Below are 15,763 nucleotides of genomic sequence, written 5' to 3'. Positions count from 1 at the left end.
GAAACAACTTATTCAAAGGCTTTCTTAGTATTCTATTGTATCAATTACCTTATTCCGATTTCTGTTGCTACTAATTTTATACTCATACTATAAACTTTCTAAATCTTTTAACTTGACCGACACAATCTTGGAAACTCCTGACTCCTGCATGGTTACTCCATAGATGGAATCTGCCGCAGACATGGTTCCCTTACGGTGGGTCACAACGATAAACTGGCTTTCTTTGTCAAAGCGATTGAGATAATCCCCAAAGCGCTTGACATTGGCCTCATCCAGAGCTGCCTCAACTTCATCCAAGATAACAAACGGAATGGTCTTGACGCGGATGATGGAGAAGAGAAGGGCTAAGGCTGACAGGGCTTTTTCTCCACCACTCATAAGATTGAGAGATTGGATTTTCTTGCCCGGAGGCTGAACCGAAATCTCTACCCCAGCTGTCAGCAGGTCGCCTTCTGTCAAGATCAGGTCAGCTGAACCGCCGCCAAACATCTGGCTAAAGGTCAGCTTGAAGCTTTCACGAATGGCTTCAAAGGTTGTTTGGAAACGTTCCTTGACTTCGTCATTCATCTCTTCAATGGTTTCCAAGAGAAGATTTTTGGCTGAGAGGACATCGTCCCGCTGACTTTTGAGGAAATTCAGTCGGTTGCTGACTTCTTCAAATTGTTCTACTGCTTCCAGATTGACCGGTCCCAAAGCACGAATAGCCTTTTCTAAGTCTTTGACTTGGGCTTCTGCAGCTGCAAGATTTTCCAAAGAACGCGCTCTTTGATCAGCCTCTTCAAAGCTGATCTGGTAATTATCCGTCAGATTAGTCAGCAGACGACGCAAGGCATCTGAAAATTTCTCTTTTTCAGCCTCTGCCTTGGCCTGACGGCGAATCAGACTTTCGTTTTGCTGACGGGCTTGATCTAAGTTCCCTAGAATATCCTCAGACTGGCCCTCTAAGTCGTCCAGCTCAAATTTGAGTCGGATGAGGCTCTGATCCAAGTCTGTCTTTTTCTCTTGGGCAGTCTTAAGCTGCTCTTCCAAGACGGAAATATCCACCTTCTGGCTGACCGCTTCTTCCTTTTGCTCTATCAAAAGCTGCAAAGTAACGACTTCCTTGTCCAGAGCAGCCTTCTCCTCTAGCAAACGCGACAAATCATTCTTCTCAAAGCGCTGGCTAGAAGTCAGCTCCGTGCTCTTCAATTTCAGTTCTGACAAGTTAGCCGATAGCTGATCGAAACGATCCTGAACAGCGTTTTTATTCGACTTGACTTGCTCGATTTCAGCAGTAATGGCTACTTTGGAAGCCTCGATAGCCGACAGCCGCTCTTCCATTTTTTTCTTTTCAGCAAGGCCTGCTGCTTCAGTCTGATTAGCCAAATCTTGCTCCTGGAGTTGCTCCAGCTGGCTGAGTTCCGCAACCCGCTCTGCAATCTGTTCGTAGGCCAACTTGACTCTTTGCTCCGTCAAGCGGGCTTGCTCACCCTCAGACTTGATGGCTTCCAAGGCTTGCTTGGCCTCTGATAGCTGAGACTGCAAGCTTTCGACTTGCTGCTCCTGAGCTTTCAGCTTCTGGGACTGCTGCTCCATTTCTCCAAGCAGGCTGTCCAGTTCAGGCTTGATAAAGATTGTGTTATTATTGCGATTGGCTCCTCCGGCGTAAGAACCGCCTGTGCGCAGTTCCGTTCCGTCCAGCGTTACAATTCTGACTTGGTAACGTACCTGACGAGCAGCCGCACGCGCATGCTCAATCGTATCAAAAATAGCGGTTGTCCCCAATAGATTTTGGAAAATATTCTCCAAACCTGGCTCATAGGTCACCAGCTCCGAAGCTATACCTAAGAAGCCTGAACTAGCCTCAATTCTGGATTGATTTTGCTCGGGAAGTTGACGAGCCTTGATGGTCGTCAGAGGTAGGAAGGTAGCCCGACCAGCCCGATTTTTCTTAAGAAAATCGATGGCTCTGGTCGCTGCCCCTTCGTCCTCAACGATGATATGCTGACTACTTGCCCCCAGCGCAATTTCCAAAGCGGTCTGGTAATGAGGATCGAAGCTCAATTTCTCGCTGACTGCCCCGACAATGCCACCCAGACGATCAGCTTCCTGCAGGACACTTTTTACACCTGCATAGAAATTACTGTGATTTTTAAGAATAGCTTCTAAACTGGCTGCACGGGCTTTTTTATTTTTCAAATCATCCAGCAGGGCAAACATGCTGGTCTGCTCATTTTGATAAGCAGTCGCCAACTTCTCGACCTGCTCCTCCTGCTGCTGATACTGATCTAGCAAGTCTCTGAGGGCAGCCTGTGCCGCTTCCAATTCTGCTTGTCGAGCCGCTTCTTCGTCTCTACCAGCTTTTAAATCAGCCTGTAGTTTGCTAAACTCTGCCTGTTTGCTGGCCGCTTGGCTCCGCTCATTCTCCAGACGATTTTCTAGCGAGGTCAAGTCGTTGGACAAGTCCGCTTCTTCTTGCATGAGCTTGACGTAACGATCCCGCAGATTTTCGATCAACTGGTCTGGGTCATCTGAAAAGTCCGCCAATTCTGCTTCCAACTGGCTCATAGCCTCTTGATTTTCTGTCAACTGGACTACTAAATCAGCCAGATGAGCTTCCTTGGAGGAAATATCAGCTGTCAGCTGCTGGCTTTTTTCTCTCAACCCAGCCAAGCGTTCTTCATTTTCCAAACGGCTGCTGGCCGCCTGACTAGATTCCAGCTTAGCTAGGTCTATCTGGCGTTCCAAATCACTGATCAAACGCGTCAACTCCAAAAGACTGGCCTGATCGTCAGACAGTTTTTGATTCACTTCCTGACGTTTAACCTTAATCTCTTGGTTTTCACGCTCCAATTCATCCCGTTTCGTATAATAGGCCGCTAGTTCCTGCTTGATACTCTCCAAATCAGCTTCTGCCGCCGTCAAATCAGTTTTATTCGCCTTGATTTGAGCCACCAAGACATCCAGATAAAGCTCCTGACGCTCATGATCCAGTTCTAAAAAGCGCTTGGCCGTCTCAGCCTGCTTTTCCAGTGGCTTGACTTGACTATCCAGCTCGTAGATAATATCTTCCAAGCGATCCAAATTGTCTTGAGTCTGCGCTAGTTTGCTTTCTGTTTCCTTGCGACGGGTCTTATATTTGAGCACTCCGGCCGCTTCTTCAAAAATAGCCCGACGCTCCTCTGGCTTACTGTTAAAGATTTCCTCGACCTTTCCTTGGGAAATAATGGAGAAAGAATCCCGTCCCAGTCCTGTATCCATGAAAAGGTCATGGACATCGCGCAGACGGACCTTTTTGCCGTCAATCTTGTACTCGCTATCACCACTGCGATAGATATGGCGCTCGACGCGGATTTCCTTGCTTGCTTGCTTGATAAACTGATCCTGATTATCCAAAACCACAACGACCGAAGCATAGTTGAGGGGCTTGCGGTTCTCCGTCCCTGCAAAAATGACATCGGGCATCTTGCCACCCCGCAGACTCTTGACACTCGACTCACCCAGAGCCCAGCGCAGGCTCTCTGTAATGTTGGACTTGCCTGAGCCATTGGGACCAACAACAGCAGTCACACCTTGGTCAAAAACCACCTTGGTCTTATCTGCAAATGACTTGAAGCCCTGAATTTCAATTTCCTTTAAAAACATTAGTGACTTTCCTTTTCAAATGCATCCTTGGCAGCTTCCTGCTCAGCCAGTTTCTTAGAACGGCCTTGTCCCTGACCCGCTTTCTGACCATTGATTAACACAGCCACAGCAAAGTTCTTAGCATGGGCTGGCCCTGTCTCATCTGTAACCTGATAGACAATCTCCACATCCCCATTAACCTGTAGGAGTTCTTGCAGCTTAGTCTTATAGTCAGTCACCTGCTCAAAGTCACCTGCTTCTACCTTGGGAATCATGACTTGGTAAATAAAGTCTTTGACAGTCTCCACATCCTTATCCAAAAGAAGGGCACCCAAAAAGGCCTCAAATAAGTCACCCAGAATGGTATCGCGATTGCGGCCTCCTGACTTTTCCTCACCGCGACCCAGCTTGATAAACTGATCGAACTGACAGTCCCGTGCAAAGCCAGCCAAACTCTCCTCCCGAACAATCATGGAGCGTAGTTTTGACAAATCTCCTTCTGGTTTTTTGGGGTATTTTTTATATAAATACTCAGAAATAATCAGCTGCAGAACAGCGTCTCCTAAAAATTCCAGGCGTTCATTGTGTGAAATTTTTAAGAGGCGGTGCTCATTGGCATAGCTGGTATGAGTAAAAGCGGTCTCTAGCAGACTGCTGTCTTCAAACACCAGCCCAAACTGCTCCAGCAGTGCATCTTTTAATTGTTCCATAATTTCTTTTTCATGCTAGGCCAAGGCAGAGCATGAGTCCAATCCATCCTTTCTAAAATGATGTTCTTTGTGAACCATCTACCATTATACCAAAAAACAAGTGCCAACGCACTTGTTTACTTGTCTTCTTAGCGTAATTCCTGGCCTATTCCTTATCTGGGATGACCTTGAAAAGATAATAGGTAATAAAGATTGTCAGGGCGAATAAGAAAATTTTTACCCAAATTATCGGAGCTAACGCAATGGAAATTCCCATCAAGATATAGATGGATACGATAATCTTTTTCTTGCGCTCCTTAGCAATCGAACCTGTCTCCCGAAAATCTGCAACATAGGTCTGATATAGCTTGGTGTGATAAAGCCAATTCTCAATCCGCTTGGAACTGCGCGAAAAGCAAGCAATAGACAAAAGTAAAAAAGGAGTCGTAGGAAGAAGGGGCAGAAAAATCCCCAGCACTCCTAAGGCCAAAGATAAGCAGGCAATCACAAAATAAATCAAGCGCATTTGGTTTCCTCACGTACGTTTTCATGGTCATTCTTTAGCTTCCTTTCTAGTATAAAAAACAAGCTAAAAAATATAAAACTAGTTTCCCATAAAAAGCAATCCTTGTCAATCCTAAAAAAGAGGCTGGGACAAAAATCCCAGACTCTCAATTGTCTTTGGTTTGTTGAGCAAGACGCAGTGGTTGAGTGGGCTCTACCACGCTGATTTCATCAGCTTTTACAGCCCTACTCAACTGTGCGGAGGTGGGACAACGAAATCGAATTCTAACGAATTACCGATTTCTGTCCCACTCTCTTTCTGAACGACTGATGATTAGATATTTACCAAAGGCGTCGCTGTATCAGGAGAAGTATCGAAGACCTGGAAATCATGGCCCACTGGCAAGTCTGCTTGAGCCAGTTGATTGACCATGGTCATATGAGCCAACTCCTTGATATTATTTTCCTTGCTCAGATGCCCCAGATAGATGCGCTTGGTGCGATTGCCAAGTGTACGAATCATAGTTTCCGCACCATCTTCATTGGATAAGTGCCCCAAGTCAGACAGGATGCGCTGTTTCAGGCTCCACGGGTAGGCACCGCTCCGGAGAATCTCGATATCATGATTGCTCTCAATCAAATAAGCATCTGCATTCTCAATGACTCCTGCCATGCGGTCACTGACATAGCCCGTATCCGTCAGCATGACAAAGCTCTTGCCATCCTTCATAAAGCGATAAAACTGGGGAGCAGCCGCATCATGGCTGACTCCAAAACTTTCGACATCTAAATCGCCAAAAGTCTTCATCTTACCCATTTCAAAGATATGCTTCTGACTAGCATCCAGCTTGCCCAAGTCCTTTTCCATCGCTCGCCAGGTTGCTTCGTTGGCATAAATATCTAGATTGTATTTACGCGCCAAAACCCCCACACCATGGATGTGATCCTTGTGCTCATGGGTGACCAAAATAGCATCTAAATCCTCTGGTTTGCGATCTATTTCGCTCAAAAGACTCGTAATTTTTTTCCCTGATAGACCAGCATCAACAAGCAGTCGTTTCTGGTCTGTTTCCAGATAAAAGCAATTGCCACTCGAGCCTGATGCTAGAATACTATATTGAAATCCCTTAGTCATGTTCACTTTCTACATTCTCTTCATTTTCCCAGTCATCTACACGGACAGCATCGTTATCATATGGAAGAACAATGGTAAAGGTAGATCCTTTGCCATACTCACTCTTGGCCCAAATAAAGCCATGATGCTGCTTGATAATTTCTTTAGCAATAGCCAGACCCAAGCCCGTTCCTCCCTGGGCTCGACTGCGGGCCTTATCCACCCGATAGAAACGATCAAAAATCTTTGGCAGATCCTGCTTGGGAATGCCCAGACCTTCATCTGAAATCGAGAGAATCAACTGAACATCTGTTGTTCTCACAGAAACCGTAATCGTCCCACCATCAGGCGAATACTTGATGGCATTGTTCATGATATTATCAATCACCTGGGTCATCTTATCCGTGTCAATCTCTACCCAAATCGGTGTAATTGAATAATCCCTGATAATCTCATATTTTTTGGTCTCATCCTGATTTTTTATCTTATCAAAACGGTTGAGGATATAGGTGATAAAGGCTGTAAAATTGGTCAGCTCAACATCCAGATGGCTGGTATTATTATCAATCCGCGATAAGCTAAGCAAGTCCGTCACCATCCGCATCATACGGTTTGTCTCGGTTAGTGAAACCTTGACAAATTCCGGTGCAACAGGCTCTGACAGAGCGCCATCATCCAAGGCTTCCAGATAGGATTTCACACTGGTTAGAGGCGTCCGCAATTCATGGCTAACATTGGAAACGAAAAGCCGACGCTCCCGCTCTTCCTTGTCCTGCTCCGTTGTATCATGTAGCACTGCTACCAACCCTGATATAAAACCTGACTCCCGTCTGATCAAGGCGAAGCGAACCCGCAGGCTTACATATTCACCATTTTCATCTTGAGAATCAATAGTCAATTCTGGAACCTTGGTGATCAATTCGCGCAGATCATACTCATCAGCAATATCCAGCAAATCTAAAATACTGGTATTAAGGACATCATCACGTTTGACACCCAATTGCTTGGTTGCCATGTCATTGATGGTAATAATCTGTCCTCGGCGATTGGTCGCAAGCACGCCATCCGTCATGTAAGACAGGATACTGGATAGACGCTTGGTTTCTTGCTCCAAATTTTCATGCGTCAGGCGGATGACTTCAGAGAGATCATTGATGGAATTGGTCATGTCCGTGATTTCAGGACTGCCCTGCATATCTAAAACTTCTGAATAATCTCCTGCAATCAATCCTTTGATCTTTTGGTTTAACTGCACCAGCTTTTGAGTATCTCGTCGATTTTCCAGTAGCAAAAGAGCCACGACGATGATAAAGCCGACAACAATCAGTGAAAAGACAAAGTCAGGAGAAAGTACGAATTCTTTTAGCGTTTCAATCATTATTTCTTATGTAATAACCGACACCGCGGCGAGTCAGGATATACTCCGGACGGCTTGGAGTATCTTCGATTTTTTCGCGCAGACGGCGAATAGTCACATCGACTGTCCGCACATCTCCAAAGTAATCATAGCCCCAGACGGTCTCTAGCAAATGCTCACGCGTCATGACCTGACCAACATGAGTCGCCAAATGGTGCAAAAGTTCAAATTCACGATGGGTTAATTCCAATTCTTTCCCATGTTTTTTCACCACAAAAGCATCTGGAAGAATCTGCAAATCCCCAATAAACAGTTCCTTTGGACTGCTCTCATCCACATGACTATCTGGGACTAGTTCAGAACGGCGCAACAAGGCCTTGACCCGAGCCAATAATTCACGATTTGAAAAGGGCTTGGTCACATAGTCATCGGCACCGATCTCCAGACCAATTACCTTATCGAACTCGCTATCTTTGGCCGAAAGTACAATAATCGGCACATTGCTGGTCTTGCGAATGGTCCGGGCAACATCCAGTCCATCCACTTCTGGCAACATCAAATCCAGAATCAAGATATCCGGTTGCTCTGCTTCAAACATTTCTAGAGCTTCCTTACCATCAAAGGCTGTCAGTACTTCATAGCCTTCCTTAGCCATGTTAAACTTTATAATGTCCGAGATTGGCTTCTCGTCATCTACAACTAATATTTTTTTCATTTTTTACCTTCATATCTATACAATTTTTAAGCTTAGACATCTATTATTTTTGTATCTGTCCTACCGCTCCATAAGCACTATTATATCAAATTTTCCTTAAAAAATACTATTTTCGCACACTATATTCCAACATTCTTATAGAAATTTTACCTTAGCTTTCCCTCTTGCGAAAATTCCAAGCAATGATAAGGAATCCTCACTAAAATCCTTGATTTTTTTCACTTTTTCTGCAAAAATAGAGGCATAGAAAGAAGGTTGAACTATGACAAAAATCAATCAAATCATCACTTATCTTGAAAATGAAAAGCAGGATGTGGCTGTAATCTCTGATCCTGTAACCATTCATTACCTAACAGGCTTTTACAGCGATCCACATGAACGCCAAATGTTCCTATTCGTCTACACTGACCATGAGCCACTCCTTTTCGTACCAGCACTGGAAGTTGAGCGTGCTTCTTCTACCGTAGACTTTCAGGTTGTGGGCTATGTCGATTCTGAAAATCCTTGGGAAAAAATCAAGGCTTCCCTACCATCTCACACCTTCAAACAAGTAGCGGTCGAGTTTGACAATCTGATTTTAACCAAGTACCACGGCCTGCGTACCGTTTTTGATGGGGCTGAATTTGTCAATTTGACTCCTTACATCAACCGCTTGCGCTTGATCAAATCAGCCGACGAAATCCAGAAAATGCTGGTAGCTGGCCAGTATGCCGATAAGGCGGTCAATATTGGTTTTGACAATATTTCACTAGAAAATACCGAAACAGACATCATCGCTCAAATCGACTTCGCTATTAAGCAAGAAGGCTATGAGATGAGCTTTGAAACTATGGTTCTGACAGGCAACAACGCAGCCAATCCGCACGGCATTCCCGGAGCCAATAAGATCGAAAACAATGCCCTTCTTCTCTTTGACCTTGGCTGCATGGTCAATGGCTACGCCAGCGATATGACACGGACCGTCGCTGTTGGCCAGCCAGACCAGTTCAAAAAAGATATCTACCATCTGACATTGGAAGCCCAGCAAGCTGCTCTTGACTTTATCAAGCCAGGCGTCACAGCTCATGAAGTAGACCGAGCAGCCCGCGAGGTCATCGAAAAAGCTGGCTATGGTGAGTATTTCAACCACCGCCTTGGACACGGCATCGGTATGGATGTCCACGAATTCCCATCTATCATGGAAGGCAATGACATGGTCATCGAGGAAGGCATGTGCTTCTCTGTCGAGCCCGGCATTTACATTCCTGGCAAGGTTGGCGTCCGCATCGAGGACTGCGGCTATGTTACAAAGAATGGCTTTGAACTTTTCACTGAGACTAGCAAGGACTTGTTGTATTTTGAATAGAATAACAGAAAAGCACCGTTCGGTGCTTTTTTAGCTTATCAATAGTTTTATTTATCCTGTTGTCTTCTCCCCAGCCTCCAACTCCAGTAGGAAGGCTTTTTTATCAAGACCGCCAGCATAACCGGTCAATCTGCCGTCGCTTCCGACAATCCTATGACAGGGAATCAGAAGGGAAATGGGATTATGACCGATGGCACCACCGACTGCTCTAGCAGAGCCAATCTTACCGTACTCAGCTTGTAATTCTCGTAGAATATCTGAATAGGTAGCCGTTTGTCCATAGGGAATCTTCTGCAGCACTGTCAGAACCTTGCTTCTAAACTCAGTAACTTGGGGTGCCAATGGAATTTCATCAGTTGCAGGATTTTCTCCCTTAAAATAAGCATCCAGCCAGGCAGAGATGCGTCGGCTGACTTCTGTCTCCTCCTGCTGCGCTTGCTCTAGATTATAGCCTGCCCCAAAATATTTTTGATTCTCCAGCCAAAGCCCCAACAAGGCATTTGCGTCTGTCAAGATAAGAATCCGGCCAATCGGTGATGCATAATAAGTCTTGTACATATTTTTTCTTTCTTCGAGCTTCTTGATAAGCCTTATTATACCACTTTTGTTTTAACTTTTGCCACAATCCCATCTGGGTCTGTGATTTCTAGCTCTTGGGAGCTAATCCATCGGACTGGCGCCTGCAAGTCCAGAGCATTTTCATAAATTGCTACTAGGTCTTCTTTTCCTTCTACTTGTGCCTCAAAATAGGCTAGTCCCTGTTGTTTAGGTTGGCGATGATTCAAGTGAGAACCTCCCCATTCATTGACTGCTAAATGGTGATGGTAGTTTCCGGATGCCAGCCATCTAGCAGAAGGTACAGAAAATTTATCCTCCAAGTCTAGAAGCTTTTGGTAAAAATGACTGGCTGTTCTACTATTTTTCACAGACAGATGGACATGGCCCATACGAGTGCCTTCCGCAATACTAAACGGCTGGACTTCCTGACCTAGTTCATAGATTTCTTGAGCCGCTAGCGCTTCCGTCACTCCGATAATGCGGCCATCTTCTCGAATATCCCAATCAGCCTGAGGCTTGTCCCGATAAAGCTCAATGCCGTTGCCTTCTGGGTCCTCCAGATAAATGGCTTCACTGTAACCGTGATCCGCTCCTCCAACCATAGGTACTTTATTTTCGGATAAATGCTTCAGGATATCCGCTAAGGCTTGACGGCTTGGAAGCAAAAGCGCCAGATGATAAAGACCATAAGCCGACTTGACTGACTGCCGGTCACTGGTCGCTAAGAGCCTCACCAGAACTTGTCCAACCCTGCCCAAAGCTACTTGTCCGTCCTGCTCTTCCAAAAGTTCCAGGCCTAAAACGTGCTGGTAAAAATCCTTTTGGCTTGCTAGGTCAGCTACATAAAGTGCCACCTCTCCTAGATAAATCTTGCTTCCATATTCAAAAGTCATGTTTTTTTCTCCTCTCTTCGATTCTAAATTTTAGCAGTTCTTCTGCTCAATTTTTTTATTTTTCCAAAACAGAAATACGTTTCTTGATGTGGCTACCCTTTTCAATCTCATCCAGCATAGCCACAGCATAATCTGCATAGCTAATTCGACTTTGACCGGCTTCATTGACAGTAAAGACCTCGCCAGCTAGGATATAATCGCCCGTCTTAGCACCATCTGCATCAAAATCTGCTGCGGGACTGATGTAGGTCCATAGAACATTATCAAACTGACGCAAATGAGCTAGCCCTTCCGCCATAGCTTTAGCCAAAGGCTTGTAATCTGCTGGAAAATCTGGTGTATCTGACAGCTGGATGCTCATTTCTGGATCCATATAGAGGCTGCCTGCACCACCGACCACCAACAATCGAGTCTTTGCATCTGCCAAAAGCATTGCTAGATGTTCCAATGAACCTGTATGCTGAGGCAGGTTGTCGCGTGCAAAAGCTCCAAAAGCTGATACGACTGCATCAAACTCAAGTAAGTCTTCCTTAGTCAAGTCAAACAAATCTTTAATTAATTCATACTGGCCCTCACTTTTATTAGCTGACCGAACGATAGCCGTTACATTATGCCCCCGTTTAACTGCTTCATTCACGATGAGACTGCCCGCTTTTCCATTTGCCCCGATTACTGCGATTTTCATACTCATTTCCTCCGAAAGTTTATTTTGGATTGTAATTGTTTTTGTTACATCTAATAGTATAGCACATCTTAATGTAATGTCAATAATTACATCTCGGGATATTATTCACAAAAAAACAATCTGCTCACTAGGAAACAGATTGTTCTTTTATTTCTTTTTCGGTTGCTGCGACGACCTCGTCAAGGCTGGTCTGAGCCAATTCAGCTTCCATGGCTGCCTGAATAGCCGCTAAGCGGTCATCTAAGACATTGTGAATGTTCTTGCCGATAGGACAGTCTGGATTAGGCTTGTCATGAAAGCTAAAGAGCTGGCCGCTCTTGCCCAGACATTCAACCGCACTATAGACATCCAACAGACTAATATCTTTCAAATCTTTGGCAATCTCTGCTCCTCCAGTCCCACGAGCAACGGTAATCATCCCGGCATTCTTGAGCTGGGACAGGGTCTTGCGGATAATAACTGGATTGACGCCGACACTTCCAGCAAGAATATCACTTGTCAGTTTTCGTTTTTTTCCCTCCAAAGCCAGTACAATCAGCATATGGGTGGCAATGGTAAAACGGCTAGAAATCTGCATTTTTTCTCCTCCCTCATCATTTTCTCTCACTATTATATCTCAAAAATGGTGTAACTTCAAGAGTTACGACTAGACTTTAAGAAAGCCGCAATCTCATCTGCATAGCCTTCCCGCTCACTGATTTCCCGCAGCAGATCATGGTTATGGGTATGGTGGATACCATTGACCAAGCTCTCCCGATAAATCTCATAGTAAGGCAAGTGGAGCTCCCGAGCCAATCTCAGCTCCTGCTCCACATCATAGGCCACGCGCCGAAGGTCAACATCAGCCAGACCTGTCTCATCAATCTCTAAAATGGCATACTGGGCTCGCAAGTCCTGACGCAAAGCTGAATCAAGAAAGAATGGCTGACCAATAGAGCCAGGATTGATAATCAGCTGCCCCTGAGTCCCATAACGGAGAAACTGCTGGTGAATATGACCATAAACAGCGATAGCGCAGTCATTCCCCTCAAAAAGGCGGTCGAAATCGCTCTGCTCGCCAATATGAATCAGCTCCCGCCCCCAGTTCTTATCAGGCAGATGGTGGCTGACCGCAATCTTCAAGCCTTCTACTTCTGTCAAGAGCTGCAGAGGAAGTTCCTGCATACGGTCAATCTCTTCAGGACGGATTTCCTCTAGGACAAAATGGCAGAGCCGGGTCAGGTAGAGATGACTGGGACGTGTCAAGTCTAACTTTTGGTGCAGGGCATGCCAGAGGCTGTCCTCCCAATTCCCCCTGACCTGGAGACTGATGTGCAGCTGCTCCATCCTATCTAGGATATTTCTGCGACCAGTTCCTGGCAGGAGCAAGTCCCCTAAAAACCAATAGTCTGTCACCTGCTGGCTTTCCGCATCCGCAAGTACTGCTTCCAAGGCTGTGCTATTCCCATGCACATCGGATAATAAGGCAATTTTTCGTGTCATCGTGTGTCTTTCTCTTTCTTTACAAAGAATATTATATCAAAGTTCAAAAAAACTTCCACCCATCAAGGGAGTGAAAGTTTTGAAGTGTTTTTTTCAATCGACAGACTTAAGTGCTTCCAGCATATCTACTCGTCTGAGACGGTAGTTAACAAAGAAGCCAAGCAAGGTCAGAATAAGAGTCACTGCAGTTAGAGGAAACAGATAGACTGAGGGACTTACTTGAGGGTTTAAGCTGATAATGCTAGGCGCAACCTTCTCAATCAAAAAACGATGAAGGAAAAAACCGCCTAGAAGCCCAACTGCCATCCCAATCACTGACAGGATAATGGTCTCTCGATAGATATAGAGGGTCACTTCCTTATTATGGAAACCCAAAACCTTGATAGTGGACAGTTCGCGAATCCGCTCGGCTACATTGATATTGGTCAGATTGTAGAGAATGACGACTGCTAGAAGAATGGAAATCAGCACTAAAATCATCATCGTATTATTAAGAGAATTAGCTAGAACGTTGAACTGCTGCACCATGCTAGCATTTTGCGAAACACTCTTGACAGACTTGAGGCTCATAAATTCATTGGCTTTGTCCACAATATTTTTGCTGGAAGAATCCTTGAGTCGCACTAGATAAGCATTTTTCTCAGGCTTTTTCCCGTAAATCTTCTGGTAGTCAGTTGCCTTCATAAAGGCAAAATGGCCAAAATGATTCTCATTGACTGCTGCGAGCTTGACAGACTTGCCACCCAGCTCTATACTGCCACCGGGGCTAACTCCAGCTATACGGGCCAATTTATCCGAAACAACTGCACCGTCCTTCAGGGACAGCTTCTGTCGGCTGTCAGGACTTTCCATAGAAATAAACGGTTTAAAATTTTCCTTGTCCGTAACCATTAAAGTGACTGACTCTGTTTCTTTTTTCCCTTTGTATTTCTCCGTCAAAGTTTCACTGTGGATCTCCTGATAGGCAGCAATCGAGTCATCTGCCAACATCTTTTTCAGCTTATCTTGTTCGGCTTGATTTTCCCCAGGATTGGCAGCGACAATCAAGTCGTATCGCAGAATCTCCTCAAACTGACGTTTGGGAATACCACCAATAGAAGACTGGAGTCCTAGACCGGCAAAGAGTAAGGCAACAGACCCCGCCACACCAAAGATGGTCATAAACATCCGCTGCTTATAGCGAAAGATATTGCGAGCTGTGACCTTCTGAGTAAAGCTAAGACGTCGCCAGATAAAGGGCAGTCTTTCCAAGAAAATCTTGGAGCCCTTGACCGGTGGCTTGGGCAAAAGCAGATGTGCTGCTTCCTCTGTCAGCTCCCGTCTTGCTACCAAATAGGCAGGGAGAACACTGGATAGAAGGGAAAGTCCAAGGGCCAGTATACTATAGGAAACATAAAAATATGCATGCGGGACAGAAAGCACCATTCCTCTGGTAATAATAGAAGAAATCACTCCCGATAAGAAATAATGTCCCAGCAGAATCCCTATGAGGGTACCTAGACTCCCCGCCACCAAACCGTAAAGAGCAAACTTGCGAATGATATCTCGGCTATGATAGCCTAGAGCCTTAAAGACACCTGCATTTGTTCGCTCCTCATCGACAAAGCGCGTTATAGTGGTAAAGGTCACCATTGCTGCCACCAGATAGAGCACCACCGGGAAGATATTACCAATCGACGCAATACTATTCATGGAGTTTTTATACATATGATAGCCATTCCCACCTGGCAGAGACTTGCGGTCATAGCTATGATAGGCCAGCTCTTTCAAACGACTAAGGTTTGCCTTAGCGTCAGCTAGCTTGTCCTTGCTAGCTGATAAGTCTTTCTCTGCCTTTGCTAGCTCTGCTTTTTTCTGATTGAGCTGGGACTCAGCTCCCTGAATCTGCTGCTGGCTCTGGCTGAGCTGAGCAGGAGGGAGGATAGAAGCGGATCGAGTTGCTGCTAGCTGGTTTTTTTGCTGGTTCAGCTGATTCTGAGCTTGCTCTAATTGCTTTTTACCTTGGGTCAGTTCGCTCTCAGCCTGAGCAATCTTATCTTCGCCCTTCTGAATGGTGCTTTTGGCATCTGCCTCTAATCGCTTAAAGCGAGCCACTCCGTTATCTTCCAGGCTCTTGTCCAAAGCAGTCTGGTGCTGCTCCAAATGCTCCTGATAGCTTTCAGAGAAGGGAGCCAGTTTTTCTAAATCATGATAGCGCAGGCGGGCAATACTGTAAACATCTGTATCAAAGGCCTTAGGGCTGACTACAGCATAGGCTGATAAAGCCCCGCTGCCACTAGTCGCATTGCCTAGATTTCTATCAGACCAGAGTTCTGCTGAGTTGACAAATCCCACAATCTTATAGGTCTTGTTTTTCAGAACTGACCGGCTGCCGGCTTTTTCGGTCAGATGGATCTCCTGACCAAGCTTATATTTCTTAGACCAAAAGCTAGCCAGGGCAATTTCTTGCTCTTTCTTAGGAAGACGACCAGAGGTCACTTGAAAGTTTGAAATATCCTTGGTATCTGAGAATATTCGGAGAGCCTCTTCGTCTACGGTGACATCTGTCAGATAGCCAAACTCGACATCAGTTCCCTTGATCGCTTCCAACTCTTTCTGATCCTCCGCATCCAAACCATAATCCGCCATAACGGCCAAGTCCATGGTTCGCTGCTCTTTCAAGTAATCTGTTGCTGTTCTGCGCATATTGGGTGGAGCGACCTTGAGTCCCACGAGAGCTAAAGAGCCCAGCATCATGAGGATTAAAATAGATAGGAAACGTCCTTTAGAGCTAGTGAAGGAGCGCAGAATATCTTTCCAATAAATCTTTCTCTTCATA

The 15,763-nt window shown here is 45.4% G+C and carries 13 protein-coding genes; 1 reads left to right on the top strand and 12 read right to left on the bottom strand.

Annotated elements, in window-relative coordinates:
- Positions 1-87 precede the first annotated feature (87 nt).
- The 6 genes from smc to yycF form a co-directional block, all read right to left on the bottom strand.
- Positions 88-3,624, bottom strand: a complete 3,537-nt coding sequence (gene smc / locus RWS39_RS01850; RefSeq protein WP_045501073.1) for a chromosome segregation protein SMC — start codon at positions 3,622-3,624, stop codon at positions 88-90.
- The gene (rnc, locus tag RWS39_RS01845) at positions 3,624-4,313 is read right to left on the bottom strand and encodes a ribonuclease III (RefSeq protein WP_045501072.1); all 690 of its coding nucleotides are present in this window, start codon (positions 4,311-4,313) and stop codon (positions 3,624-3,626) included. Before rnc ends, smc begins: the two co-directional genes overlap by 1 nt.
- Before the next feature lie 145 nt (positions 4,314-4,458).
- Positions 4,459-4,818 carry a YbaN family protein gene (locus RWS39_RS01840; RefSeq protein WP_015605195.1) on the bottom strand — a complete coding sequence of 120 codons (360 nt, stop codon included), beginning with the start codon at positions 4,816-4,818 and terminating at the stop codon, positions 4,459-4,461.
- 312 nt (positions 4,819-5,130) lie between these two features.
- On the bottom strand, positions 5,131-5,931 hold the full coding sequence (locus tag RWS39_RS01835; protein ID WP_037586201.1) for an MBL fold metallo-hydrolase: 801 nt from the start codon (positions 5,929-5,931) through the stop codon (positions 5,131-5,133).
- Complete coding sequence (vicK, locus tag RWS39_RS01830; protein WP_005589490.1) at positions 5,924-7,288, bottom strand: cell wall metabolism sensor histidine kinase VicK; 1,365 nt, start codon at positions 7,286-7,288, stop codon at positions 5,924-5,926. The genes RWS39_RS01835 and vicK overlap by 8 nt, the downstream gene beginning before the upstream one ends.
- Entirely contained in the window at positions 7,281-7,982 is a 702-nt protein-coding gene (gene yycF, locus RWS39_RS01825) for a response regulator YycF (RefSeq protein ID WP_045501071.1), read from the bottom strand. The genes vicK and yycF overlap by 8 nt, the downstream gene beginning before the upstream one ends.
- Before the next feature lie 262 nt (positions 7,983-8,244).
- Between yycF and RWS39_RS01820 the strand changes: the two genes are divergently transcribed.
- Complete coding sequence (locus RWS39_RS01820) at positions 8,245-9,327, top strand: M24 family metallopeptidase (protein ID WP_314479845.1); 1,083 nt, start codon at positions 8,245-8,247, stop codon at positions 9,325-9,327.
- 51 nt (positions 9,328-9,378) lie between these two features.
- Here the strand turns inward: RWS39_RS01820 and RWS39_RS01815 are convergent, their stop codons facing one another.
- The 6 genes from RWS39_RS01815 to RWS39_RS01790 all read right to left on the bottom strand — a co-directional run bounded on the left by RWS39_RS01815 (position 9,379) and on the right by RWS39_RS01790 (position 15,762).
- The gene (locus RWS39_RS01815; protein WP_314479843.1) at positions 9,379-9,885 is read right to left on the bottom strand and encodes a methylated-DNA--[protein]-cysteine S-methyltransferase; all 507 of its coding nucleotides are present in this window, start codon (positions 9,883-9,885) and stop codon (positions 9,379-9,381) included.
- Positions 9,886-9,920: 35 nt separating this feature from the next.
- Positions 9,921-10,778, bottom strand: a complete 858-nt coding sequence (locus RWS39_RS01810) for a VOC family protein (protein WP_314479839.1) — start codon at positions 10,776-10,778, stop codon at positions 9,921-9,923.
- Between the two features lie 55 nt (positions 10,779-10,833).
- The gene (locus RWS39_RS01805; protein WP_314479837.1) at positions 10,834-11,463 is read right to left on the bottom strand and encodes an NAD(P)-dependent oxidoreductase; all 630 of its coding nucleotides are present in this window, start codon (positions 11,461-11,463) and stop codon (positions 10,834-10,836) included.
- 127 nt (positions 11,464-11,590) lie between these two features.
- Positions 11,591-12,040: an Rrf2 family transcriptional regulator gene (locus RWS39_RS01800; protein ID WP_048763305.1), complete on the bottom strand. Its 450-nt coding sequence runs from the start codon at positions 12,038-12,040 to the stop codon at positions 11,591-11,593.
- 56 nt (positions 12,041-12,096) lie between these two features.
- Positions 12,097-12,945: a metallophosphoesterase family protein gene (locus RWS39_RS01795; RefSeq protein ID WP_314479835.1), complete on the bottom strand. Its 849-nt coding sequence runs from the start codon at positions 12,943-12,945 to the stop codon at positions 12,097-12,099.
- A gap of 93 nt (positions 12,946-13,038) precedes the next feature.
- Complete coding sequence (locus RWS39_RS01790; RefSeq protein WP_314479832.1) at positions 13,039-15,762, bottom strand: FtsX-like permease family protein; 2,724 nt, start codon at positions 15,760-15,762, stop codon at positions 13,039-13,041.
- Between the last annotated feature and the right edge of the window lies 1 nt (position 15,763).

It is taken from the genome of Streptococcus cristatus (assembly GCF_963529205.1).
GTDB classification, from domain to species: domain Bacteria; phylum Bacillota; class Bacilli; order Lactobacillales; family Streptococcaceae; genus Streptococcus; species Streptococcus cristatus_O.
Note: the sequence above shows the minus strand (reverse complement) of the source record. Positions and strands in the feature narration are given on the sequence as shown.